The 23,149-nt window shown below is 70.4% G+C and carries 22 protein-coding genes; 14 read left to right on the forward strand and 8 right to left on the reverse strand.

Going from position 1 to position 23,149, the window contains the following annotated elements; all coding sequences use genetic code 11:
• The first annotated feature begins 102 nt into the window (after window positions 1-102).
• From E2493_RS05355 to E2493_RS05390, 8 genes are all read left to right on the forward strand, one after another.
• The gene (locus tag E2493_RS05355; RefSeq protein ID WP_135084491.1) at window positions 103-1,749 is read left to right on the forward strand and encodes an electron transfer flavoprotein-ubiquinone oxidoreductase; all 1,647 of its coding nucleotides are present in this window, start codon (window positions 103-105) and stop codon (window positions 1,747-1,749) included.
• 64 nt (window positions 1,750-1,813) lie between these two features.
• Window positions 1,814-3,403, forward strand: a complete 1,590-nt coding sequence (locus E2493_RS05360; RefSeq protein ID WP_135084493.1) for a tetratricopeptide repeat protein — start codon at window positions 1,814-1,816, stop codon at window positions 3,401-3,403.
• A complete protein-coding gene (locus tag E2493_RS05365) occupies window positions 3,403-4,221 on the forward strand; it encodes a 4-(cytidine 5'-diphospho)-2-C-methyl-D-erythritol kinase (RefSeq protein WP_191992970.1) in 819 nt (272 codons plus the stop codon). The genes E2493_RS05360 and E2493_RS05365 overlap by 1 nt, the downstream gene beginning before the upstream one ends.
• Before the next feature lie 250 nt (window positions 4,222-4,471).
• Window positions 4,472-5,206, forward strand: coding sequence for an enoyl-CoA hydratase/isomerase family protein (locus E2493_RS05370; RefSeq protein WP_135084495.1), 735 nt, complete (start codon window positions 4,472-4,474; stop codon window positions 5,204-5,206).
• Window positions 5,207-5,246: 40 nt separating this feature from the next.
• Window positions 5,247-5,663: a hypothetical protein gene (locus tag E2493_RS05375; protein WP_135084497.1), complete on the forward strand. Its 417-nt coding sequence runs from the start codon at window positions 5,247-5,249 to the stop codon at window positions 5,661-5,663.
• Window positions 5,660-7,048, forward strand: coding sequence for an NAD(P)H-hydrate dehydratase (locus E2493_RS05380; protein ID WP_225421163.1), 1,389 nt, complete (start codon window positions 5,660-5,662; stop codon window positions 7,046-7,048). Before E2493_RS05375 ends, E2493_RS05380 begins: the two co-directional genes overlap by 4 nt.
• Window positions 7,039-8,250 carry a class I SAM-dependent RNA methyltransferase gene (locus tag E2493_RS05385; RefSeq protein WP_404828294.1) on the forward strand — a complete coding sequence of 404 codons (1,212 nt, stop codon included), beginning with the start codon at window positions 7,039-7,041 and terminating at the stop codon, window positions 8,248-8,250. The genes E2493_RS05380 and E2493_RS05385 overlap by 10 nt, the downstream gene beginning before the upstream one ends.
• A 96-nt stretch (window positions 8,251-8,346) precedes the next feature.
• Window positions 8,347-8,643 carry a hypothetical protein gene (locus E2493_RS05390; RefSeq protein WP_135084501.1) on the forward strand — a complete coding sequence of 99 codons (297 nt, stop codon included), beginning with the start codon at window positions 8,347-8,349 and terminating at the stop codon, window positions 8,641-8,643.
• Here E2493_RS05390 and E2493_RS05395 read toward each other — a convergent pair.
• The 4 genes from E2493_RS05395 to E2493_RS05410 all read right to left on the reverse strand — a co-directional run bounded on the left by E2493_RS05395 (window position 8,640) and on the right by E2493_RS05410 (window position 11,812).
• Window positions 8,640-9,032: a c-type cytochrome gene (locus E2493_RS05395; protein ID WP_135084503.1), complete on the reverse strand. Its 393-nt coding sequence runs from the start codon at window positions 9,030-9,032 to the stop codon at window positions 8,640-8,642. The genes E2493_RS05390 and E2493_RS05395 overlap by 4 nt on opposite strands.
• A complete protein-coding gene (locus E2493_RS05400; protein ID WP_135084505.1) occupies window positions 9,029-10,018 on the reverse strand; it encodes a Vgb family protein in 990 nt (329 codons plus the stop codon). Before E2493_RS05400 ends, E2493_RS05395 begins: the two co-directional genes overlap by 4 nt.
• Before the next feature lie 73 nt (window positions 10,019-10,091).
• Window positions 10,092-10,652: a hypothetical protein gene (locus E2493_RS05405; protein ID WP_135084507.1), complete on the reverse strand. Its 561-nt coding sequence runs from the start codon at window positions 10,650-10,652 to the stop codon at window positions 10,092-10,094.
• Between the two features lie 11 nt (window positions 10,653-10,663).
• Window positions 10,664-11,812 (reverse strand): zinc-dependent alcohol dehydrogenase, encoded by a 1,149-nt coding sequence (locus E2493_RS05410; protein ID WP_135084508.1) that lies wholly within the window; start codon window positions 11,810-11,812, stop codon window positions 10,664-10,666.
• Between the two features lie 228 nt (window positions 11,813-12,040).
• Here E2493_RS05410 and E2493_RS05415 point away from each other — a divergent pair, with 228 nt between their 5' ends.
• Complete coding sequence (locus tag E2493_RS05415) at window positions 12,041-13,129, forward strand: extracellular catalytic domain type 1 short-chain-length polyhydroxyalkanoate depolymerase (RefSeq protein ID WP_135084510.1); 1,089 nt, start codon at window positions 12,041-12,043, stop codon at window positions 13,127-13,129.
• 16 nt (window positions 13,130-13,145) lie between these two features.
• On the opposite strand, the gene E2493_RS05420 is transcribed toward E2493_RS05415, so the two are convergent.
• The 3 genes from E2493_RS05420 to E2493_RS05430 form a co-directional block, all read right to left on the reverse strand.
• On the reverse strand, window positions 13,146-15,356 hold the full coding sequence (locus E2493_RS05420) for a CHASE domain-containing protein (protein ID WP_225421164.1): 2,211 nt from the start codon (window positions 15,354-15,356) through the stop codon (window positions 13,146-13,148).
• Window positions 15,357-15,506: 150 nt separating this feature from the next.
• Complete coding sequence (locus E2493_RS05425) at window positions 15,507-16,562, reverse strand: 1,9-bis(guanidino)-5-aza-nonane synthase (protein ID WP_135084514.1); 1,056 nt, start codon at window positions 16,560-16,562, stop codon at window positions 15,507-15,509.
• A 128-nt stretch (window positions 16,563-16,690) separates the two neighbouring features.
• Window positions 16,691-17,872: a type III PLP-dependent enzyme gene (locus tag E2493_RS05430; protein WP_135084516.1), complete on the reverse strand. Its 1,182-nt coding sequence runs from the start codon at window positions 17,870-17,872 to the stop codon at window positions 16,691-16,693.
• 203 nt (window positions 17,873-18,075) lie between these two features.
• Here E2493_RS05430 and E2493_RS05435 point away from each other — a divergent pair, with 203 nt between their 5' ends.
• Complete coding sequence (locus E2493_RS05435) at window positions 18,076-18,975, forward strand: threonine ammonia-lyase (protein ID WP_263854056.1); 900 nt, start codon at window positions 18,076-18,078, stop codon at window positions 18,973-18,975.
• Window positions 18,976-19,222: 247 nt separating this feature from the next.
• Here E2493_RS05435 and E2493_RS05440 read toward each other — a convergent pair whose 3' ends face one another.
• Entirely contained in the window at window positions 19,223-19,468 is a 246-nt protein-coding gene (locus E2493_RS05440) for a hypothetical protein (RefSeq protein WP_135084520.1), read from the reverse strand.
• A gap of 175 nt (window positions 19,469-19,643) precedes the next feature.
• Between E2493_RS05440 and E2493_RS05445 the strand changes: the two genes are divergently transcribed.
• The 4 genes from E2493_RS05445 to E2493_RS05460 all read left to right on the forward strand — a co-directional run bounded on the left by E2493_RS05445 (window position 19,644) and on the right by E2493_RS05460 (window position 23,116).
• Window positions 19,644-19,823 (forward strand): hypothetical protein, encoded by a 180-nt coding sequence (locus E2493_RS05445; RefSeq protein ID WP_135084522.1) that lies wholly within the window; start codon window positions 19,644-19,646, stop codon window positions 19,821-19,823.
• Between the two features lie 137 nt (window positions 19,824-19,960).
• Window positions 19,961-20,518, forward strand: a complete 558-nt coding sequence (locus E2493_RS05450; RefSeq protein WP_135084525.1) for an ankyrin repeat domain-containing protein — start codon at window positions 19,961-19,963, stop codon at window positions 20,516-20,518.
• 109 nt (window positions 20,519-20,627) lie between these two features.
• Entirely contained in the window at window positions 20,628-21,746 is a 1,119-nt protein-coding gene (locus E2493_RS05455; protein ID WP_135084527.1) for a DUF1176 domain-containing protein, read from the forward strand.
• 11 nt (window positions 21,747-21,757) lie between these two features.
• Window positions 21,758-23,116: an alpha/beta hydrolase family protein gene (locus E2493_RS05460; protein ID WP_167737393.1), complete on the forward strand. Its 1,359-nt coding sequence runs from the start codon at window positions 21,758-21,760 to the stop codon at window positions 23,114-23,116.
• Window positions 23,117-23,149: the final 33 nt, after the last annotated feature.

A 23,149-nucleotide genomic window follows, 5' to 3' on the forward strand; every position in this document is an offset into this window, starting at 1 on the left:
AGGGGGTGAGTTGCCGGGCTGGTCAACCGCAAAATTGCCTTATATCTGCCAGACGTTGGCTCCTTGCGACGATCAGAGCGCGAGCGGGCGAGGGAGAGCTGAATGTCCGAACGCGAGTCGATGGCCTATGACGTGGTGATCGTCGGTGCGGGGCCGGCGGGCCTCGGCGCCTCGATCCGCCTGAAGCAGCTGGCGGAAGCGGCCGGCCGCGAGCTCTCGGTCTGCATCCTGGAAAAGGGCTCCGAGGTCGGCGCCCACATCCTGTCCGGCGCCGTGGTCGATCCGCGCGCGCTCGACGAATTGCTGCCGAACTGGCGCGATCTCGACAGCCCGCTGACCGTCCCGGTCACCGAGAACCACCATTGGGTGCTCAGCGCCACCGGCAAGCGCGCGATGCCCCATGCGCTGATGCCGCCGTTCATGCGCAACAAGGGCACCTACACGCTGAGCCTGGGCAATCTCTGCCGCTGGCTCGCCGGTCAGGCCGAGGCGCTCGGCGTCGAGATCTTCCCCGGCTTCGCCGCCGCCGAAGTGCTGTTCAACGAGGACGGCTCGGTGAAGGGCGTCGCCACCGGAGACATGGGCGTCGCCCGCGACGGCACCCGCAAGCCCGAATATCAGCCGGGCATGGAGCTGCACGGCCGCTACACCTTCTTCGCGGAAGGCGCGCGCGGCCACCTCACCAAGGAGCTGAAGCGGATCTTCGCGCTCGATGCCGAGAGCGAGCCGCAGGTCTACGGGATCGGCCTCAAGGAGCTCTGGGACGTGGATCCGGCGAAGCATGCGCCGGGCCGCGTGATCCACACCCAGGGCTGGCCGCTGAGCGACGCCTGGGGCGGGGGCTTCCTCTACCATCAGGAGAACAACCAGGTCGCTTTGGGCTTCGTGGTCGCGCTCAACTACCGCAATCCGCACCTCTCCCCGTTCGAGGAATTCCAGCGCTGGAAGCAGCACCCCGCGATCCGCGCGGTGCTCGAGGGCGGCCGTCGCGTCAGCTACGGCGCGCGCGCGATCAACGAGGGCGGCTACCAGGCCATTCCGAAGCTGGTCTTCCCGGGCGGCGCGCTGATCGGCTGCTCGGCCGGCTTCGTCAATGTGCCCCGGATCAAGGGCAGCCACACGGCGATGAAATCGGGGATGCTCGCCGCCGAGGCGGCGTTCGACGCGATCGTCGCGGAGCGCTCGGGCGATGTGCTCGACGCCTACGATTCCAGTCTCCACGCCAGCTGGGTGGCGGACGAGCTGAAGATGGTCCGCAACGTCGAGCCGATGGTCGCGAAATTCGGCGGCACGGTCGGCACCCTGCTCGCCGGCATCGACATGTGGATGCGCACGCTGAAGATCGGGCTGCCGTTCACCATGGGCCATCATCCCGACGACAAGACGCTGTGGCGCAGGGACCTCGCGCCGAAGATCGATTATCCCAAGCCCGACGGCGTGATCAGCTTCGACCGCCTCTCCTCCGTGTTCCTGTCGAACACCAATCACGAGGAAGATCAGCCGATCCATCTCACCCTGAAGGACGCGGCGATCCCGACCGAGGTCAACCTGCCGCTCTACGACGGGCCGGAGCAGAGATATTGCCCTGCCGGAGTTTATGAGTTCGTCGAGGAAGGCGGGCGTCCGCGGCTCCAGATCAACGCCCAGAATTGCGTCCATTGCAAGACGTGCGACATCAAGGACCCGACCCAGAACATCAACTGGGTCGTTCCCGAAGGCGGAGGAGGGCCGAACTATCCCAACATGTAGGCACGCGCTCGGCGCCCTCGCGGCGGCTGCCCTCCTCCTGCCGCTCGCCCCCGCGGCGGCGCGGGTGGAGGAGGGCGATGCGCTCGCCGCTTATGCCCGCGCTCTCGCCGCCGACAGCTTCGGCGCGCAGCGCCAGGCCATCGCCGGCTATGCGGCTGCGCTCGATCTCGCGCCGGACAATGAGGTGCTCGCCGCCCGCGCGCTCGAGGAGGCGCTCGCCGCAGGGGACCAGCCGCTCGCCGTCCGCGCCGCGAAGGTGCTCGAGGCGCGCAACAAGCTCGGTCCCGACGCGCGCCTCGTCCTTCTCGCCGACGCGGTGCGCCGCAAGGACTGGCGGGCAGCGGGCCTTAACGCCGATCGAATGGCCGAGGACCGGGTGTTCGTCTTCACCGCGCCGCTGCTCCACGCCTGGATCGCGGTCGGCACCGGCAAGGGCGATCCGGTCGCGCCGATCGTCGCGGCGGCGCGCGATCCGCTGGCGACCGCTTATGGCGCCGAGCAGCGTCCCTTGCTGCTGATCGCCGCCGGGCGGACGAAGGAGGGTCTCGCCGCGCTTGCCCCGCTGATCGAGGGAAAAGAGCCCCGCGCCGAGCGCCTGCGCCTCGCTGCGGCGGCGCTCCTTGCCCGCAAGAAGGCGCGCAAGGACGCGCTGGCGCTCCTGCCCGAGGACCAGCCGAGCTTCGCCCGCGCCCGCAGCCTGATTGCCCGCGGCAAGCCGCTGATCGAAGGCGATCTCGCTGCCTGGGGCATTTCCTCCTTCCTCGTTCGAATCGCAGCCGATCTGCGCGGGCAGGAGGTCCCGGCGCTCGCCTTCAACCTCGCCCGCATCGCCACCTTCGCGGCGCCCCGCAACAGCGAGGCCTGGCTTGCCACCGCCGAGATGCTCGCGGGGCGCGGCCAGAACGAGGCGGCGCTCGCCGCTTTGGCGCAGGTTCCCGCCGACGACCTGCTCGGCCAGGCGGCGATGGATCGGCGCCTGTCGCTTCTGGTCGAGAACGGCAACGCCGAGAGCGCCCTCGCCGATGCCCGCGCCGCGGCCGAAGCCCAGCCGAATTCGCCGGCGGCCTGGACCCGCCTCGCCGACCTCTTCGCCAAGCTCGAGCAGCATCGCGAGGCCGCCGACGCCTACGGCAAGGCGCTGCAGGCGATTGCCGCGGGCGCGGAGAGCGACACGCCGGAATGGGCGCTGTGGCTGCTGAGCGGCGCAGAGCTCAGCCGCGCGGGCGATTGGGAGCGGGGCAAGACAGCCCTGCAGCGTGCCTACACGCTCGCGCCCCAGCAGCCGGTGGTGCTGAACCACCTCGGCTATTCGCAGCTCGAGCGGCGGGAGAATCTCGACGAGGCCGAACGGCTGATCCGCGAGGCGAGCAAGCTCGATCCGGACAGCGCCGCGATCACCGACTCGCTCGGCTGGGCGCTCTACGTGCGCGGCGATTATTCCAGGGCGATCGAGCTGCTCGAGCGCGCCGCCAAGGGAGAGCCGGCGGATTCCGCGATCAACGAGCATCTCGGCGACGCTTATTACAGCGCCGGCCGCCGCTACGAGGCGCGCTACGCCTGGCAGGCGGCTCTGATCTATGCCGAAGCCGAGGCGGCCGAGCGCCTGCGCGCCAAGATACTCCGCGGCCTCCATCCGGAGCTCGCCGCGCCCTGATGGAAGAGACGGCGCGCGCCAAGCTCAATCTCGCGCTCCATGTCCGCGGGCGCGAGCCCGACGGCTACCATCGCATCGAGACGATCTTCGCCTTCTGCACGGACGGAGACCTGCTGCGCGTGGCGGCGGGGGAGGATCTCGGTCTCGAGCTCGTCGGGCCCTTCGCTGCGGGTCTCGCAGCGGAGCACGACAATCTCGTGCTGCGCGCGGCGCGTGCGCTCGCTGAGCGGCACGCGCCGGGCAGGGGCGCCCGCCTCACGCTCGACAAGCGCCTGCCGGTCGCCTCGGGGATCGGCGGCGGCTCGGCCGATGCCGCCGCGGCGCTGCGCCTGCTCGACCGCTGGTGGGGGCTGGATCTCGGCGAGGCGGGGCTGCTTGACATCGCCCGCGGCCTCGGCGCCGACGTTCCCGCCTGTCTGCTGTCGCGGCCGACCCGCGGCACCGGCCGCGGCGACGTGCTCGAGGAGATCGAGGATGCGCCCTTCCGCGGCCTTCCGGCGCTGCTCGTCAATCCGCGCGTCGCCGTCTCCACCCCGGCCGTGTTCCGCGCCTGGGACGGCGTTGATCGCGGCCCGCTGCCTGGCGATGTCCGCGACGGCCGCAATGACCTTCAGCCTGCCGCCATCGCGGTGGCGCCGATCGTCGCCGACTGCCTGCGCCTGCTCGGCGAGCGCTTCGGCGCCACGCTGGTGCGCATGTCCGGCTCCGGCGCCACCTGTTTCGCCTTGTTCGACAATGAGGTGGACCGGGACCGGGCGGCCGCGAAGATGGCCGAGGAACGCCCCGGCTGGTGGCGGCTGGCGACCCGTCTTGCCTGATCCGGACGTCCCGTCGCGGGACGCATTTTCAACGCCTTAACCATCGTCGGCCGCACCCGTCCGTCGTGGCATGCTTCTTGCTGCCAGCTCCGCGACGAGTCGATGCGCCGCTCAGGGCGACGCTGACATTCGCGCATGCCCCCTCCGCCGTCCGCGGCGGAGGCGCCATGCTCAAACTCGAGAGCCGGTGCCGCGAGGCGCCGGCTCTTTTTATCGGGACAAAGCCGCGCCGCCGCGCCATTCAGCCGCGATGTTCGATCTCGCGCTCGCCGGCTCCGTCGCCCGCCTGACCCTCGTCCGGCCCGAGGCGCGCAACGCGATCCCCGCGCATGGCTGGGGCGATCTCGCCGCGCGGGCCGAGGAGGCCGTCGCGGCCGGCGCGCGCCTGCTCCTCGTCGGAGGGGCGGGTGCGGCCTTCTGCGCCGGGGCCGATCTCGGCGATTTCGATGCGCTGCGGGACGATCCGGACGCGCGCGCCCGCTTCCGCACCAACATGGAGGACGCGCTCGAGCGCCTGGCCCGCGTGCCGATTCCGACGCTGGCCCTGATCCATGGCGCCTGTTTCGGCGCCGGCGTCGCCCTTGCCATGGCCTGCGACTTGCGCCTCGCCGCGCCCGCCGCCCGCTTCGGCATCACGCCGGCCAAGCTCGGAATCGCCTATCCACAATCGGACGTGGCCCGCCTGGTCGCGCTCGTCGGCCCCGGCCAGGCCTCGCGGCTGCTGTTCACCGCCGGGACGATCGACGCCGGCGAAGCCGCGCGGATCGGATTGGTCGAGATCGTCAGCGACGATCTCGAGAGCAGCGCGGAGGCGCTCACCCAGGTAGTGCTGGCGAATAGCGCGGGAAGCCTTGCCGCGTTGAAGCGCGGCATCGGCCTCGCCTCGGCGGGGCACGCGCGCGATGCGGGGCAGGACGAGAGCTTCGAGGCGCTGTTCGGAGGCGAGGATCTCGCCGCCCGCCTCGCTGCGTTCCGGGGCCGCTAGCCGCCTTGCCAGCGCAGCGGCATTGGACCAGAAGCGGGCGATGATCCGGCCGATCCTCTTGCTCTCGCTGATCCTTCCGCTCGCCGCCTGCGGCGACGCGCCGGAAGAGGGGCAGACCGTGCCGATCACCGAGGGCGGCAAGACGGTCGAGAGGCCCGCCGCGCCGCTTGCCGAGGGCGCCGAGCGCGTCGAATGCGCGGTCGCCGGCGCCGAGACGTTCGAGCCGGTCTGCGCGGTCGAGCGCAGCCCGAGCGATCAAGGCCTGGTCCTCACCATCCGCGCACCAAGCGGCGGCTTCCGGCGGCTGCTCGTCACCAGGGACGGGCGCGGCGTGATCGCCGCGGACGGCGCGATGCCGGCGGCCGTGACGCCGCTCGGCCCCGATCGCATCGAGGTGGCGATCGAGGGCGATCGCTACCGGCTTCCCGCCACCGTCCGCCCGATCGCCGGACAGTGACTCCCGGCCCGATCCTGACGGCCGCCGAGATGCGTGCGGCCGAGGCGGCCGTGATCGCCGCCGGCACTCCGGAGAGGCTGCTAATGGAACGCGCCGGCCTTGCCGCCGCGGACGCGATCCGGCTCTACGCCGGCAACCTTCCCGCCCTGGTCGTCTGCGGTCCGGGCAACAACGGCGGCGACGGCTATGTCGTCGCGCGTTTGCTGCGCGAACGCGGACTCGACGTCCGGGTTGCCGCGCTCGCCGATCCGCGCAGCGAGGCGGCCCGCCAGGCCCGCTCCCGCTGGCCGGGAGAGGTCGAGAGCCTCGGCGAAGCGAGGCCCGCGCCGCTGCTGATCGATGCGCTGTTCGGCACGGGCCTCACCCGTCCGCTCGACGAGCCCGTGGCGCAGGCGCTGGCGCGGCTCGCCGCGGCCGCACGGATAAGGGCCTCGCTCGACCTCCCGAGCGGCGTCGCGACCGACGACGGCGCCATTCTCTCGCCGGTCACCGATTACGATCTCACGATCACGTTCGGCGCGCTGAAGCCGTCCCACCGTCTCCAGCCCGCCGCCCGCCACATGGGCCGTCTGGTTCTCGCCGACATCGGCGTGCCGGTCGAGAGCCGCCTTCAGGACATCGTCCGGCCCTTGCTCGTCGCGCCCGGGCCGGCCGACTACAAGTACAGCCGCGGCTATGTCGCGACCATCGCCGGAGAGATGCCGGGCGCGGCGGCGCTCACCGCGGTCGCGGCGCTGCGCGGCGGCGCCGGCTACGTCCGCCTCGTCGCCCCTGAGATCGTGCCGGGGGTGCCGAGCGCGATCGTCCAGGGTAAGGGCGAGGCTGCGGAGGTGCTGGCCGATCCGCGGGTCAGCGCGGCGGCGATCGGGCCGGGTCTGGGCAAAAGCGACGAGGCCCGCGCCCTGCTCGAGCAGGTGCTCGCCGCCGATGCCAAATTGGTGCTCGACGCCGATGCCCTGACGCTCGCCGCCGAGGCGGGAAGCGACATCCTCCACCGCGCCCGCTTCACGCCGGTCCTCACCCCGCACGCCGGAGAGTTCTCGCGGCTCTTCCCCGCATGCCAGGGCAGCAAGGTCGATCGTGCCCGCCAGGCGGCGCGGGAGGCCCGGGCGGTGATCGTCTACAAGGGGCCGGACACGGTGATTGCCGATCCCGAGGGGCGCGCCGCCATCGCCGCCGCGGCGCCGCACTGGCTGGCCACCGCCGGCACCGGCGACGTGCTCACCGGCGTGATCGCGGCGATGCGTGCCTGGGGCTTCGAGGCGTTCGAGGCGGCCTGCGCCGGCGTCTGGCTGCACGGACGTGCGGCCGAGCTCGCTGGCCCCGGCATGATCGCCGACGATCTGCCCGGCCATCTGCCGGCCGCCTTCGCGGAATGCCTATGAGCGGGGAGCTCCCTCCCGGCGATCTGGTCGTCCGGCTCGCCGCCCGCGGCGACGGCGTCACCGCCGACGGCCGCTTCGTCCCGCTCACCGCGCCGGGCGATCTGGTCGCCGCCGATGGAAGCGTCACGCCGGGACCGCACCATCGGGTACCGCCGTGCCGCCACTTCCCGGAATGCGGCGGCTGCCAGCTCCAGCAACTCGATGACGCCGCGTTTGGTGCCTACCTCCAGGACCGGATCGCCGCCGCTTTGGGGAGCCAAGGCATCGCCGCGCCCGACATCCGTCCGGTCCATATCTCGCCGCCGAACAGCCGCCGCCGCGCCTCGCTGCGCGCCGAGCGGCGCGGCAGGCAGGTGCTGCTCGGCTTCAACGCGGAGGCGAGCCACCGCATCGTCGACATGCGCGAATGCCACATTCTACGGCCCGAGCTCTTCGCCCTCGTGCCGCCGCTTCGCGCCCTGCTCGCCGATCTCCTGCCGCAGCGCGGGCAGGGCGGCGTGCGCATGACGCTGACCGATCAGGGCGTCGATCTGCTGCTCGAGAAGGTCGACGCGGACGATCTGCGCGCCGCGGAGGCGCTCGGCGCGTTCGCGCAGAGCCACGGCCTCGCTCGCCTCGCGCTCGACGACGGCTACGGGCCGCAGACGCGCTGGGAGCCCGATCCGGTGACCGTCACCCTCGGCGGCGTGGCGGTGCCCCTCCCGCACGGCGCCTTCCTCCAGGCGACGCAGGAAGGGGAGGGCGCGCTCGTCGCCGCGGTCCGCGAGGCGATCGGCGCCGCCGCCGTGATTGCCGACCTGTTCGCCGGCCTCGGCACCTTCGCTCTGTCGCTGCCCGGCCGGGTGCTCGCCGTCGAAGGGGCGCGGGGCGCGGCGCTGGCGCTGAAGGCGGCGGCCAATCGCGTCCAGCGCCCGGTGTTCGTCGATCATCGCGATCTTTTCCGCCGCCCGCTCACCAGCGAGGAAGCCGGGCGGTTCGAGGCGATCGTCCTCGATCCGCCGCGCGCCGGCGCCAAGGAGCAGGTGCCGCTGCTCGCCGCCTCGGCGGTGCCGCGCATCGCCTATGTCTCGTGCAACCCCGCCACCTTCGCCCGCGACGCCAGGGCGCTGATCGATGGCGGCTTCAAGCTGGAATGGGTGCAGCCGGTCGGCCAGTTCCGCTGGTCCACCCACGTCGAACTGGCCGCCAGCTTCGCGCGCTGACCCTCATTCCTCCCCGAAGCCGGGGAGGGATCCGGACCGCCTTGCCCTGCGCATCTGAAACACCGAAGGTCGGCCGGTCGATAGGGGAGGTCACCGATGCGCGCAATTTCCATCTCGCCGCGCCGCCTGGCGCTGGTTCTCGGCCTGTCGCTGGCGCTCGCCGCCTGCGCGACCGCGGTGCCATCCGCCGCCTCGGCGCAGCAGCCCGGGTTCCTGCTCGGCCTGCTCCACGGCTTCATCCTGCCGTTCGCCTGGATCGGCTCGTTGTTCAGCGACACGATCGCGATCTACGCCGTTCCCAACAACGGCGGCTGGTACGATTTCGGCTTCGTCGTGGGGGTCGTGATCTTGGGCGGCGGCTCGCACGGGCGGCGCAGCCGCGCTGCGGACTAACGTTCCGCCCTCAGCGCCGCGAGGTAAGCGAGCAGGTCCGTCCGCTCGATCGGATTCTTCATGCCCGGGTAGCTCATCGCCGTGCCAGGTGCGATCGCATCCGGATCGGCGATGAACCGATCGAGCAGTTCAGGGTCCCAGCGCCCGTTCTGCACCGCGAGCGCCTTGAGCGCCGGCGAATAGGCGAAGCCCTTCTCCGTCGCGATCGGGCGTTCGACGATGGCGTGGAGAGTGGGACCGGAGAGATCGTTTCTGCCCGGCTCCACCGCATGACACGCATAGCATTTTTGGTACGCCCGCTCGCCGCGCGTGGCGTCCCCCTGCGGCGCCGCCGCGGCTCCGAGCGCCAGCAGCATCACGGCGGCGCCGGCAAGGGCGGCGGCTCTCACTGTGCCGTGCGCACGATCATCAGCCGGTCGGCGCCGGATTCCGGCAGGAAGACCTCGCCCGGGCGGCCGAGGATCTGGCGGACGCGCGCGTCCGGCGCGCTTCCCGGATAGGTCTTCCACGTCTCCCGCGCCGGATCGAAGGCGAGGGTGGCGTTGGCCGCGAAATCGGTCACCCAGACGATGTCGCGTTCGTCGACATAAACGGCGTAGGTCTGGGGCTTGGCGCCCGGCAGCTTCCAACTCTTCCAGGCGCGGCTGGAGGGCGTGAAGCGGCTGAGCTGGCCGCTGTTCCATTCGGAGATCCAGAGATTGCCCTTGCTGTCGGACCAGACGCGTCGCGCTCCCTGGCTCGGCGTCGGCGGCTCGATGATCTCGGCGGCGCCGGTCCTTCGATCGATGCGGGCGAGATGGTTGCCGGCCAGCGAGACGTAATAGATCTCGCCTGCCGGCGTCGCGGCGATGCCATAAGGCCCGCGGCCGTCCGGGTCCTTCCACACCTTGATCGCCCCCGTCTTCGGATCGAGGCGGCCGTAGATGCCGTTCTGGCCGGTGAACCAGTGCATGCCGTCGCCGTCGAAGGCGCCGGTGTTGAGATTGGCGTAGCCGGTCTCCTCCGGCAGCTTCCAGACGTCGATCCGGCCGCTCTTCGGCTCGTAGCGGACGATCGCATTCTGGCCGCCATCGGTGATCCAGGCCGCCCCGTCCGGCCCCTGGATCACGCCGTGCGGCGCCGAATCCGGCCCGAGCGGCACCTGACGCACCGCGCCGGTCGCGGGATCGAGGATGCCGAGCGCGCCCTGGTGCTGGGCCGTGTACCAGATCTTGCCGTCGGACGCCGGCGCGACGTCGTGCGGGTGCGAGCCCTTGGGCAGGTCGAACACCCGGATCTCGACGGCGGCGGGCGCCACGGCGGAATTGCCCTCGGTCTGCTCGGCGCAGGCGGGCGTCGCCAGTAAGGCCAAAGCGAGCAAGGCGGAACGGCGCATGATCTCCTCCCTTCCGGATGCGGCGAGTCTACCGCATCGCAAGGGGCGGGCAAGGCCGCTCCGCGCGCCGCGCTCAGTCCGCCTCGTGCACCTCGGGCGGAGTCACCCGTTTGCGCTGCGCCTCGAAGGGCTTCGGCTTGGACCCGCGCAGCAGCAGGAACAGGCCTGCCGAGACCGCGGTGAGCACCGCCACCTTGGTCGCGAGCCCTTTCTTGTTGTGCTGCCACTCGGCCCTGACGCCCATCTCCGCCGGAATGTTCGGCACCTTGCCGCGGCTGAGGTCCTGGGCGACGCCTTCGACGACGTTGATCCGGTCGGCCCCCATCAGCAGCAGCCAGTGCAGCCAGTTGGATTCGCTCCAGCGGAAGGCGAGGCGGCGAATCATGCCGCTGAGCCCGCTCGGCGGAGTGGAGGTGCCGACCACCGCCGGCCGCGTCTTGTGCTCGATCGACTGCAGGATCTCGACGTCGGTCTCCTGGATCGGCGGCCGCTGCCAGTTGAACAGCAGCCCGTCGTCCTTCGATCGGTCGCGATAGGGATAGGTCGGATCGTTTTCCGGATCGGCGTCGACGCCCCAGCCGGGAATGGCGGAGGTGTCGACCAGCGGTTTACGCTCGGTGCTGAGTGCGTCCATCTCGCGTCTCCTCAATGCGTGCTCGGCACCAGCACCGGCTTGATGCAGCCGTCGAGCTTGGCCGAGAAGATGTGATAGGCGTCGGCGACGTCCTCCAGCGGCACCTTGTGGGTGATCAGCGCCTTGGGATTGATGTGGCCGTCACGCACATGGTCGATCAGCCGCGGCAGCAGGCGCTTCACCGAGGCCTGGTTGGCGCGCAGCGTCAGGCCCTTGTTCACGACGTTGCCGATCGGGATCATGTTGCCGGTCGGGCCGTAGACGCCGACGATCGACACCACGCCGCCCTTCTTCACCGAGTTGATTGCCCAGTGGAGCGGGATCGCATTGCCGGCCTCGAGCTTCAGCTTGGTGCCGAACAAGGTCTGCAGGAAATTGCCTTCGGCGTCGCCGCCCACGGCCTCGATCGCCACGTCGGCGCCGAGGCCGTCGGTCGTCTTCTTCATGAACACGACGACGTCGTCGACCTCCTTGAAATTGTAGACTTCGGCCGGCGCATAGGTGCGGGCGAACTCCAGTCTATAGTCGACATGGTCGAAGACGATGACGCGGCCCGCGCCAAACAGCCAGGCGCAGCGCGCCGCCATGATGCCAACCGGTCCGGCGCCGAACACGACGACGGTATCGCCTTTCTTGATGCCGCCCATCTCGGCGGCCTGGTAGCCGGTCGGCACCACGTCGGTGAGCAGCACGGCGTCGTCGGGGTCCATCCAGTCGGGGATCACCGTCGGGCCGAAGTCGGCATAAGGCACGCGGACATATTCCGCCTGGCCGCCGTCATAGCCGCCGGCGGTGTGCGAATAGCCGAAGATGCCGCCCACGGCGGTCGCCTGCGCATTGCTCTCGTGGCAATTGCCGAACAGGCCCTGCTTGCAGAAATGGCATTGGCCGCAGGCGATGTTGAACGGCACGAGCACATGGTCGCCGCGCTTGAGGTTGGTCACCTCGGGGCCGACCTCCTCGACGATGCCGCAGAATTCGTGGCCGAAGGTCATGCCGATCCGGGTGTCGGGCACCATGCCGTGGTAGAGATGGAGATCGGATCCGCAGATGCACGAGCGCGTCACCCGGACAATCGCGTCGCGGGGATGGAGGATCTTCGGCATCGGCTTTTCTTCGATGCGAACCCGATAGGGGCCGCGATAGTCCATGGCGCGCATTGAGGGCTCCTTCGTTGTGCGTCCCCAACAGGAACGAGCCTCCTCGGTTCCGCGTCGCTGCGCCCGTTTGCCGATGGCGAGAGACGGGCCGAGGTGTTGTTTGGCAGGTTCGGCGACCGTTCGCCGGGCGCCGCGTAACATCCCGGTCTTGTATTTTGCTGCGGCGCAACAAACGTGGCCCTACGCTGTTGAGGCGCAAGGCCTTTCGGCAGAGTGAGTGGAGTGACCATGCCCGTGATCAGACCCGGACTGCGTGTCCGCAGAAGCGCCAGGGGGCGCAGCGCCTTCGCCCCGCCGTCGCAGATCCGGGACAGGCTCTCCGATCTTCCCGATTTTGGAGCCAACCCCGGCAGTCTGCTCGCCCGCTTTTATGTTCCCGAGGGAATGAAGGAGAATGCGCCGCTCGTCGTCGTGCTCCACGGCTGCACCCAGAATGCCGCGGCCTATGATCACGGCGCCGGCTGGTCGCGTCTCGCGGACCGCCACGGCTTCGCTCTGCTCTACCCCGAGCAGCAGCGTGCCAACAATCCGATGCTGTGCTTCAACTGGTTCTCCGACGGCGACACGCGACGCGGGGAAGGGGAGCCGGCCTCGATCCGCGCGATGATCGAGGCGATGCGCGTTCGCTACGGCATCGACCCCGCCCGGATCTTCGTCACCGGCCTGTCCGCCGGCGGGGCGATGGCGAGCGTGATGCTCGCCGCCTATCCCGAGGTGTTCGCGGCGGGCGCGATCATCGCCGGCGTTCCCTACGGCTGCGCGAGCGATGCCGCGCAGGCGTTCGAATGCATGGCGGGCCGCGGCCGCGGCGGCGCCACCCGGGATCTTGCCGCGCGCGTGCGTCGCGCCTCTCCCCACCAAGGCCCTTGGCCGCGCGTCCAGGTCTGGCAGGGCAGCGCCGACCGCACCGTCGCCGCCAGCAATGCGGACGCGATCGTCCGCCAATGGACCGGCCTCCACGGCTTGCCGGCCGCGCCGCAGCGGTCCGATCTCGTCGCCGGCCACCCGCGCCGCCAGTGGCTCGACGCGTCGGGGGCCCTGCTGGTCGAGCAATATGAGATCACTGGCATGGCGCATGGCACGCCGCTCGATCCCGGAACCGACGAAGGTCGGTCGGGCGAAGCGGGCGCGCACATGCTCGACGTCGGGCTGAGCTCGACCGATCGGATCGCCGCCTTCTTCGGCATCGCTCCGGCCGTCGAGCCGCCCGCCCGGCGTCGTGCGAGGCCGAGGGTGGAGCCGACCCGCCCGCGCCCCGCCGGCGATGTCCAGGCCCTTATCGAGGATGCCCTTCGTGCCGCCGGGCTGATGCGCTGAGCGCCGCCGGCGACCGTCAGGCCTGATCCAGCGCCCTGCGCACGCGCCTCGCCAGCTCGGCCCGACCGTAAGGCTTCTGGAGCGTGGCGCCCGCAGCCGCGCCGTTCCCGCCATTGTCTGCCGCGTCGGGCGTATAGCCGGTGGTGAACAGGATCTTCAGATCCGGCCGGCGCGCGCGCGCTTCTTCGGCGAGGCGCCGGCCGTTCATCCCGGGCATGACAATGTCGGTGAACAGCAAGGTGATGTCGCCCCGTTCTGCCATCATGGCGAGCGCCTCCTCGCCGCCGGCCGCCGCGACCACTGAATAGCCGAGGTCGCGCAGCGCCTCGGTCGCCATGTCGCGCACCTGCTCCTCGTCCTCGACGACGAGGACGAGCTCATTCTCGCGGCCCGGCGGCAGGTCGTCATCGGCCGGGCGATGCTCGCTTCGCACCGCTTCCGCCTCGCCCTCGTGGCGCGGAAGATAGATGTCGATCGAGGTGCCGCGGCCAGGCGTGGAGCGGATCCGCAGATGACCTCCCGACTGCTTGACGAAGCCATAGACCTGGCTGAGGCCGAGGCCAGTGCCGCGGCCGACCTCCTTGGTGGTGAAGAACGGCTCGATCGCGCGGGCGGTCACCTCCGGGCTCATGCCAACGCCGGTATCGCTGACCGTGATCAGCACGAGCTCGCCGGGTCTCAGCCCGTCGCGGTGCCGGTCCGATCCCTCGGCGACCGAGATGTTGGCGGTGGCGACGCGCAGCGTCCCGCCATCGGGCATCGCATCGCGGGCGTTGATCGCGAGGTTGAGGATCGCGTTCTCGAGCTGCGCGGGATCGGCGTGGACGCGCCAAAGCCCGTCGGCGAGGTCGGTCTCGTGGCGCACGGTGGCGCCGAGGCTGCGCTCGAGCAGCTCGGACATTCCCGCGATCAGCGCATTGGCGTCGATCACCCGCGGCGAAAGCGGCTGCCGGCGGCCGAAGGCGAGCAGCCGGCGGGTCAGCTCGGCGGCCTTGTCCGCGCCCTGCCGCGCGTTGGAGATCGCGCGGCTCAGCCGGCTGGGGTCGTCGAGCCGCCGCTCGGCGACGTCGAGGTTGCCGATGATCACCGCCAGCATGTTGTTGAAGTCGTGCGCGATGCCGCCGGTCAGCTGGCCCACCGCCTCCATCTTCTGCATCTGCCGGACCTGCGCCTCGGCCTGCTCGCGCGCCGCCGCTTCCTCGTGCAGCCGCTCCATCGCCTTGCGCAGCTGGCCGGTGCGGCTGCGCACCTCGCGCTCGGTGGTCTCCTTCGCGCGCACCTGCTGGAGCATCAGCGTCGCGAGCAGCAGGGTGATCAGCGCGCCGGCGGCGCCGACCAGAGCGCCGAACAGCATCGGCGGCCCGCTGTCGAAGCTCTCGGACGAGGAAAGCCGGACGATCCACGGGCGCCCCGCCACCTCCATCCGGCGCGACACGATCTGGCCGGCGCCGGCGCGCGGCGCGGCGCTGCGGTAGAGCAGGCGCTGCGGCTCCACCCGCTCGTCGTAGATCTCGACCACCAGCTCGCTGAGATCGTGCTCGGAGAAGATCGCCCCGAACAGGTCGTTGGCGCGCAACGGGCTGTAGACCCAGCCGTAGAGCCCGCCGGCCGGGCGGAAGAGGGGCGCGTAGATCAGGAAGCCCGCCTGCTTCACTGGATCGATCTCCTGGACGAGCCGGACCTTGCCGCTCATCCGAGCGTGACCGGACGCTGCGGCCCCTTCCATCGCCGCGCGCCGGGTCGGCTCGCTGGTCATGTCGAAGCCGAGCGCCTGGAGGTTCATCCGGTTCATCGGCTCGAGGAAGAGGATCGCCGATCGCGCTTCCTTGCCGCCGGCGGCCCAGGGACGAAGGCCCGGCGCGCGCTCGTCCCGCGCCGCGCTCGCCAGCCGGGCGAGCGCGTCCGGGTTCGCGGCATAAACGGCATAGCCGATGCCGAGCACGCCGGGATAATTCTCCTCCAGCCGAAGCCCGCCGATGAAATCGCGAAAGTCGTCGCGGTCGATCGCGTCGGAGGCCTGGAAGAAGCCCGATGTGCCGCGCAGCAGGGTGAGCTGCGCCAGCATCCGGCTCTGGATCGCGGCCACGGCGCCGCTCGCCAGCCCCTCGAACCGGGCTTCCCGTCGCCCGGCTTCGGCCTGGGCGGTGAGGAAGGCCGCGAGGAGCGTGGCCGCAACCCCGACGATCAGCGCGATCAGGGGCGCGGCATATCGGTGCACGAACGGCATGCCGCGCGATAGCAGGCGGATACCGCCAGTCAACGCCGGCCGCATGTCGACCGCCCTGCTTCCTGCCGGGCCAAGCTCGGGAAGTTGCCTGCCGAAAAAAAAGCCCCCGCCGTTGCCGGCAGGGGCTCCTGTTTCCGTCCAGACGGGCGCTTACTTGCGGTCGAACAGCTTGGCGAAGCTGCGCTTGGCGCGGTCGCGCCAGTGGCCGCGGTGATAGGCGTCGGAGGCGATCAGCGGGATCGCGGTGGTCGCCTCGGCGAACACCATCTGCTCGAGCGCGGTCGAGACCTTGCCCCAGCTCGCCGCCTCCTGCAGCGTCGAGGACGAGCAGGCGCCGTCGCGCACGTCGGCGACGGTGATCTGCACCGCATATTTGTGGACGTCCACTTCCTTGCCGAGGATCTCGGCGCAGACCACGGTGTCCTGGACGAAGTTCTTCGGCACGCCTCCGCCGATCATCAGCAGGCCCGAGACGCCCGCCTCGATCTTGATGTCGGTCAGCTCGCGGAAGTCGGCGATGGAGTCGATCGTGAGGTAGGGCTTGCCCTCCTTCATCCGGTCGACCTGGTGCTTGACCAGGCCGAAGCCGGCCGAGCTGTCGGTGAACGCCGGGCAGAAGATCGGCACGTCATGCTCGTAGGCGAGCTTGACCAGGCTGTTCTCCTTCTTGCCGTTCACCGTCAGCCACTTGCCCATCTCGCGGATGAACTCGCGCGAGGAATAAGGGCGCGGCTCGAGCGAATTGGCGATCTCGCCGATCGTGTGATCGGTCTGCTGGAGCTGCTCCTCGTCGATGTACGTGTCGTAGATCCGATCGATGTAGAGCGAGCGCAGGGTGTCGTCGTCGGGGATCTCGAGCGCCTGATAGTGCTTGTGGCCGAGCGCCTCGAAGAAATCCATGTCGACGATGGTCGCACCGGTGGCGACCACCGCGTCGACCATGTTGTTGCGGATCAGCTCGGCATAGAGGTCCATGCAGCCGCCCGCCGAGGTCGAGCCGGCGATCACGAGGAAGATCGAGCAATCCTTGTCGGCCAGCATCTGGTTGTAGATGTCGGCGGCGCGGCCGAGGTCGCGGCTCGAGAAGCTCATCTTCTTCATCGCATCGACGATCGGGCGCGCGTCGAAGCTCTTGATGTCGATATGCTCGACGACGTTGGAGAGCAGCTCGGCCTTGCGAGTGTCGTTGCGGGTCAGATCGTTCATTCCAGCTTCCTTTTCACATATGCAACGCCGTGCCAGCCGCAGCTGACAAGGTATTGAAAACACGAAATTGATAGGGACGGGACCGAGCCTCGCTCAGGTCCCGCACCCTTTACACAAACGCGGCTTGCTTAAAGCTGAACCGCTTTCTCGCGGGCGTCCTCGAGGACGTCCCCATAGAGGCTCGCCATCGGCTCGTCGTCGACGATCACTTTGGCGGTGGCGCCGAAGCCGTTGAACGCGGTCCGCATCGCGCAGCCATAGGCGCCGAGCATGCCGATCTCGATATAGTCGCCGGCGGCGATGTCGGCGGGGAGATGGAACGGCCCGGCCATATGGTCGAGATCGTCGCAGGTCGGCCCGTAGAAGCTGAACGCCATCGGCTTCGACTCCGAAGCCTCGTCGCGAACCAGCCTCACAGGGAAGCGCCAGCCGATATGCGCCGCATCGAACAAAGCGCCGTACGCGCCGTCGTTGATGTAGAGCTGGTCGCCGCGGCGCTTCTCGACGCGGACGAGCACGCTCGCATATTCGGCGCACAGGGCACGACCCGGCTCGCACCAGAGCTCGGCCGAATAGCTGACCGGCAGGCTCTCGAACGCGGCCGCGATGACCTCGAAATAGCCTTCGAGCTCGGGCGGCTCCATGCCCGGATAGACCGACGGGAAGCCGCCGCCGACGTCGACGATGTCGACCGTCACCGCCGCCTCGACGATCGCCGCGCGAACCCGCTCCATCGCCTCGGCATAGGCCTTGGGCGACATCGCCTGGCTGCCGACGTGGAAGCAGATGCCGAGTGCGTCCGCCGCCTGGCGGGTAGCGAACAGCAATTCCTTCATTTCGGCCGGATCGGCGCCGAACTTGGAGGCGAGGCTGAGCTTCGAATGATCGGACGAAACCCGGATCCGCACGCACAGGTTCAGGTCCTGGGCGCCGTCGGTCGCGCGGACGATCTTCTCCAGCTCCTCCATCGTATCGAGCGAGAAGGTGCGGACGCCGAGCTCGTACGCTTCGGCGATCGCTTCCTCGGCCTTGACCGGGTGCATGAAGCACAGGGTCGCCTGCGGCAGCGTCTCGTTGACCAGGCGCACCTCGGCGAGCGAGGCGACGTCATAATGGGTGACGCCGCTCTCCCACAGGATGCGGAGCAGGTCCGGAGACGGATTGGCCTTCACCGCATAAAGCGACCGGCCCGGAAACTTCTCGATGAAGAAGCGGGCGGCGCGCCGGGCGGCGTGCGGACGAATGAGCGTGACCGGCTGAACCGGACGAAGGGCAGCAGCTAGCCCCAGCGCATTATGGTGCGTGTGCAACTCAAGGGACCTCCAACGGGGTAGTTGACGAAAAAGCTGCCTTGCGGTTGGAAGTCCCCATGGGGCAGCGGCGGCCGATATATGGGCCGCTCCCCTCTCTGTAAAGAGTTGCTTTTTTCCACTTAAAACCAGGAGCTTACGTGACAGAGAGGAGGGTGTCGCCGGAGGGTGTCGCAGCTGCGGCGAGACGAGTGGCGAGTCACGTGACTCGCACGCCTCTGCTGCCGCTCCAATGGGGCGAAGTCTCCCTTTGGGTGAAGGCGGAGTGCCTGCAGCAGGGCGGCAGCTTCAAGCTGCGCGGCGCGACCAACCGCCTGCTCCAGCTCAGCGATTCGGAGCGGGCGCGCGGAGTCGTCGCTTTCTCGTCCGGCAACCACGCTCAGGGCGTGGCGATCGCCGCCCGGCGGCTCGGCATCGCCGCGACCATCGTCATGCCGGCCGACGCTCCCGCGGTGAAGCGCGACGCGACGCTCGCCGAGGGCGCGAAAGTGGTCGCCTACGATCGCGCGACGGAGAGCCGCGAGGCCATCGCCGCCCGGATCGCGGCGGAGGAGGGCTCGACCGTGGTGCCGTCGTTCGATGACGTCGACGTGATCGAAGGGCAGGGGAGCGTCGGCGTCGAGATTGCCGGGCAGCTCGGCGGCGCGCCCGACAAGGTGGTCGTGCCCTGCGGCGGCGGCGGGCTTGCCGCCGGCATCGCGCTGGCGCTGCCGGGCACCGAGATCGTCACCGCCGAGCCCGAGGGTTGGGACGATATGGCCCGCTCGCTCGTCGCCGGCGCGCCGGTGCCGGTGGTCGAGCCGGCGCCGGCGACTCTGTGCGACGCGCTCCAGACCAAGCTGGTCTCGCCGCTCACCCTCGGCGCGTTGCGCGCGGCCGCAGCCCGCGGCGTCGTGGTCACCGAGGCGGAGATCGAATCCGCGGTCGCTTTCGCGATGCGCCGCCTCCGCCTCGTCGCCGAGCCGGGCGGCGCCGCCGCTCTCGCCGCTTTGCTCGCCGGCAAGGTCGGCCCGGTCAGCGAACGGACGGTTGTCGTGGTCTCGGGCGGTAACGTCGACGCGGCGCTCTACGCGAACATTCTGGAGCGCGGCGCGAATCTTTGAAAAAGGAGTCTTCCTCGAGCGGCGGCGTCAACGGACTCTCCGACGTCGCTCGGTGGGACGCTGGATCTGCACGCGAAGACGCGAAGTAAAGGAAAGGCGCGAAGAGCCTACGGACCAGCACCGGATTGCACGGACCGGTTTTGACCGGATCATTGATCGGCACGCAAAGCGTGCCGTTTCCTGCATGTCTGATTCGATATCTGAGCACGCCTGGACAGGCACGAGCCCTGCGCGGCGACGCGGCGGATCAGGCGGCTGTGGCGCGCTGGACCAGGGCGGGGCTGGAGAGCATCGATACCTGGCGGGTGACCGAGTCGAGCTCGGCGGCCAGGCTCCTGATCTCGGCCGCGACGAACGCCGCATCTTCTCCCGGCCGCGCCGTCGCCGCCGCGTCGAGCAAAGCGTCGAGCATCATCGTCAGGCTCGGCAGGATCGACGATTCGATCCGTCCGAAATCGGCATCGAGGCTGGGCTGCGACTCGGCATGGGTCATGTCGAGGAAGCTACGAGCCGCGGTTTAACGCCCGGTAAACCCTGTCCTGAGCCCCGTCGAAGAGCCCGGCCTGAGCGAAGTCGAAGGCGTGCCCTCCCCGGTCTCGCTGGCGGAGCGACGGGGAAGAGGGGCGCCGCCCCTTTCCCGTCCGCCCGCGCAATGCCAGAAGCGCCCGATGACCTCGCTCTTCTCCGTCGCCCTCTCGGTCGCGATCCTCGCCGCCTTCGCCCTGACGATCGGCGGCCTCTACCTGCTGATCAAGCGCCGGGAGGTGAAGCAGGGCCTGCTGATGCTGCTCTGTGCCGCGGTGTTTTTCGTCAACGTGCTGATCTGGACCCTGCCGACGCCGTCCTGAGCCCTCTGTCCCGCTCGTCTTCTCATCCGGCCGAGCCGTCGTAACGAGCGGCGCCTTCACCGTGCCGCGCTTGCCGAATCTCGCCGGCCGCCGCCCATTGCCGCCGCCCGCACCAGCGGTCGTAGGAGAAATCTGCCATGTCGCGAATCCTGATGTTCCTGATCGGCCTCGTCGCCAGCGCAAGCGTCGCCTATGCGATGCAGACCGGCGATCCTTATATCGACGCGGTCACCGCAGTGGTCGCCACGCCGAAGCCGGCGGACGAGGTGATGCGGATCGTAGATGAGGGGCAGGTCGATCCGAACCAGCATTATTCGGACGGCATGACGCTGATGCATTACGCCGTGGTCGCCGGGCGCACCGACGTGGTGAAGGGCCTGCTCGCCCGCGGCGGTCGGCTCGACGTGCCGCGCAACCAGTCGGATCACGCGACCGCGCTCCAGCTCGCGAGGGCGCCGGCGCTGGTCGCCTATCTCAACAGCATCGGCAAGGTCGCGACGCGCGCCGAGAGCCCGGCGCCTGCCGCCGCGTCGGCGAAGAAGCCGGCGCCCGTCGCGGCCGAGGTCTCGCCGCGCCGCAAGATGTGCAACGAGCGCCATTATTCCTCGTCAGCCCTGTGCGGAGACAGCAGCACCTGCAAGATGCGCGAGTATCGCAAGTGGCAGACCTGCCTGAAGACGGGCAGCTACATCTGACCGGACCCTGGACAGCGAAAGCGGCGCTGGGTCGGGCGGCGGCGGAGACATTGCATTTGGCCCTCCCGCGTCGCGGTGGCATGGTGCCGCCTCAACGAGGGGGGAGCCTATGCGAAAGAGGACGGGCGGCGTCGGGGCGCTGATGCTGCTGGCGGCGTGCGGGGGCGGCGCCTCGGACGTCGCGCAGGGCAACACCGCCTCGGCCGCCGACGCCAATGCCAGCGGCGACGTCGTGGCCGCCGCCGCTGCGCCCGCCGCCGCCGTTGCGCCGGCCAGGCCCGTGCCCGGCGAGGTGAAAACTTTTTCCGACTGGGCGGTCGGCTGCGACAATCTCGGGACCTGCAAGGCCGCGGCGCTCGCGCCGGAGGGCGAGGAATTCCCGGCCGTGCTGATGTCGATCACCCGCGCCGCGGGTCCGAACGGCGCGCTCAGCGTCGCCTTCCTGTCGAGCGAGGCGATCCCGCTGCCGTTGCGCGTCGCGGTCGACGGCAGACCGGCCGGGGAGGGCGGCCGCACCGACGATGACGCCACCCGGATCGAGGGCGAGGAGGCGGCGCGCATCGTCGCCGCCGCCGCCAGTGGAAAGACGCTCAGCGTCTCCGACGGCGGCAACGCGGCGACCAGCGACATCTCGCTCGCCGGCCTCTCCGCCGCCCTGCGCTACATCGACGACCGGCAGGGCCGCGCCGGCACCACCGGCGCGCTGGTCGCCCGCGGCAATGCGCCCGATACGCGCGCCGCGCCCACCGCGCCGGTCCTCACCCTAGCTGCGCCGGGCGGCGGCGCCGCCGCCCCGTCTGCGCAGCAGCTCGCCGAGTTCCGCAAGGCGGGCGAGTGCGACGTCGACATGGCGTCGAACGGCGCCGCGGCGCCCGAGACGCACGCGCTGGGCGGCGGCAAGACCCTGTTGCTGCTGCCCTGCTCGATGGGCGCCTACAACGTCATGGCCCTGGTCTACGTCGGCGACACGGCCGGCTTCCGCCCGGCCGGCTTCGACGCCCCGACCGGCATGGGCGAGGAAGGCGGCGTGCCGAGCGTTGTCAACGGCGCCTGGGAGAACGGCCTGCTCGAGAGCTACGACAAGGGCAGGGGGCTCGGCGATTGCGGCGTCAGCGCGTCATGGGGCTGGGACGGCGCCGGCTTCCGCCTCGTCGAGCAGGCGGTGATGCCCGAATGCCGCGGCAACATCGATTTCATCCGCACCTGGCACGCCGAGGTTCGGCGGTAGGGGGGTACAAGATGACCAAGGCTTTCGTGAGGGCGCTGGCTGCGATCGGCGCGCTGCTTCTCGCGGCCTCGCCGGCGTCGGCGCAGCAGGCGGTGGGCGCCTGGAACGGGCGCCTGACGGTCGGGGCGATGTCGCTGCGCATCGGCGTCGAGGTGACCAGGGGCGCCGACGGCACGCTGTCGGGCACGATGTCGAGCCCGGACCAGGGCGCGGCGGGCATTCCGCTGTCCGCCGTCACTCTGGCCGGCACGCATTTCTCGTTCGAGGCGCCGTCGATCCGCGGCCGCTATCAGGCCGAGTGGGACGCGGCGCAGGGCGGCTGGGCCGGGACCTGGACACAGGGGCAGGCGCTGCCTCTGGTGCTGCGGCCCGGCGCGGTCGCCGCGCCGGCGCGCCCGCAGGCGCCGAAGCCGCCCTTTCCTTATTCGGAGGAAGAGGTGGCGATCGACGCGGCGGCGGGCGTCCGCCTCGCCTGCACCTTCACCCGGCCACGCGGCACCGGTCCCGTCCCGGCGGTGTTCCTGGTCAGCGGATCGGGCCCGCAGGACCGCGACGAGGCGCTGGCGGGGCACCGTCCGTTCGCCGTTCTTGCCGATCATCTCACCCGCGCCGGAATTGCGGTGCTGCGCTGCGACGACCGGGGCTTCGACAGGTCGACCGGCGATTTCGCCACGTCGGTGACCCAGGATTATGCCGCCGACGCCATCGCCGTGCTCGCCTGGCTGCGCCGGCAGCAGGGCATCGGCAAGGTCGGCCTGGTCGGCCACAGCGAGGGCGGCGTGGTCGGGCCGATGGTCGCCGCGCGCGACCCGAAGCTCGCCTTTCTCGCCCTGCTGGCGGCACCGGGCATTCCGATGGCCGATCTGCTCGTCGCCCAGGCGGAGGCGGTCGCCCGGTCGATCGGCATGCCGGCGGAGCGGGCCGCCCAGGAGGGACAGGTGACCCGCCGGGTCATCGAGGCGGTGGCCGGCGCGCCCTCGGCCGAGGCGGCACGCGCCGCGGCGAGCCGGACCCTCGCCGAGGCCGGCGCCGGATCGGAGGCGATCGCGAACCAGTCGGCGATGGTCGCCACCCCCTGGTTCCGCGGCATCGCCGCTTACGATCCGCGCCCGGCGCTCGCCGCGCTGCGCCTGCCGGTGCTCGCGATCAACGGCGCCACCGACACCCAGGTGCTCGCCGGCCCGAACCTCGCCGGCATCCGCGAGGCGACCCGCGGCAACGCGGACGTCACTATCGTCGAGCTCCCCGGCCTCAACCATCTGCTCCAGACCAGCGCGAGCGGTGCCCCGACCGCCTACGCCGCAACCGAGGAGACCATGTCCCCCTCCGCGCTGAACCTGATCGCCGAGTGGATCCTGAAGCGCAGGTGAGGAGCGGCGCCGGCGGAGCAGCTGCGCCGCGGG

It is taken from the genome of Sphingomonas parva (ex Maeng et al. 2020) (assembly GCF_004564275.1).
GTDB lineage: Bacteria > Pseudomonadota > Alphaproteobacteria > Sphingomonadales > Sphingomonadaceae > Allosphingosinicella > Allosphingosinicella parva.

Bases quoted from the DNA above. Each gene is read 5' to 3' on its own strand.
- E2493_RS05355 (WP_135084491.1), top strand. From the start codon at position 103: ATGTCCGAACGCGAGTCGATGGCCTATGACGTGGTGATCGTCGGTGCG.
- E2493_RS05365 (WP_191992970.1), top strand. From the start codon at position 3,403: ATGGAAGAGACGGCGCGCGCCAAGCTCAATCTCGCGCTCCATGTCCGC.
- E2493_RS05370 (WP_135084495.1), top strand. From the start codon at position 4,472: ATGTTCGATCTCGCGCTCGCCGGCTCCGTCGCCCGCCTGACCCTCGTC.
- E2493_RS05375 (WP_135084497.1), top strand. From the start codon at position 5,247: ATGATCCGGCCGATCCTCTTGCTCTCGCTGATCCTTCCGCTCGCCGCC.
- E2493_RS05385 (WP_404828294.1), top strand. From the start codon at position 7,039: ATGCCTATGAGCGGGGAGCTCCCTCCCGGCGATCTGGTCGTCCGGCTC.
- E2493_RS05390 (WP_135084501.1), top strand. From the start codon at position 8,347: ATGCGCGCAATTTCCATCTCGCCGCGCCGCCTGGCGCTGGTTCTCGGC.
- E2493_RS05400 (WP_135084505.1), bottom strand. From the start codon at position 10,018: ATGCGCCGTTCCGCCTTGCTCGCTTTGGCCTTACTGGCGACGCCCGCC.
- E2493_RS05405 (WP_135084507.1), bottom strand. From the start codon at position 10,652: ATGGACGCACTCAGCACCGAGCGTAAACCGCTGGTCGACACCTCCGCC.
- E2493_RS05410 (WP_135084508.1), bottom strand. From the start codon at position 11,812: ATGCGCGCCATGGACTATCGCGGCCCCTATCGGGTTCGCATCGAAGAA.
- E2493_RS05415 (WP_135084510.1), top strand. From the start codon at position 12,041: ATGCCCGTGATCAGACCCGGACTGCGTGTCCGCAGAAGCGCCAGGGGG.
- E2493_RS05420 (WP_225421164.1), bottom strand. From the start codon at position 15,356: ATGCCGTTCGTGCACCGATATGCCGCGCCCCTGATCGCGCTGATCGTC.
- E2493_RS05425 (WP_135084514.1), bottom strand. From the start codon at position 16,562: ATGAACGATCTGACCCGCAACGACACTCGCAAGGCCGAGCTGCTCTCC.
- E2493_RS05440 (WP_135084520.1), bottom strand. From the start codon at position 19,468: ATGACCCATGCCGAGTCGCAGCCCAGCCTCGATGCCGATTTCGGACGG.
- E2493_RS05445 (WP_135084522.1), top strand. From the start codon at position 19,644: ATGACCTCGCTCTTCTCCGTCGCCCTCTCGGTCGCGATCCTCGCCGCC.
- E2493_RS05450 (WP_135084525.1), top strand. From the start codon at position 19,961: ATGTCGCGAATCCTGATGTTCCTGATCGGCCTCGTCGCCAGCGCAAGC.
- E2493_RS05455 (WP_135084527.1), top strand. From the start codon at position 20,628: ATGCGAAAGAGGACGGGCGGCGTCGGGGCGCTGATGCTGCTGGCGGCG.
- E2493_RS05460 (WP_167737393.1), top strand. From the start codon at position 21,758: ATGACCAAGGCTTTCGTGAGGGCGCTGGCTGCGATCGGCGCGCTGCTT.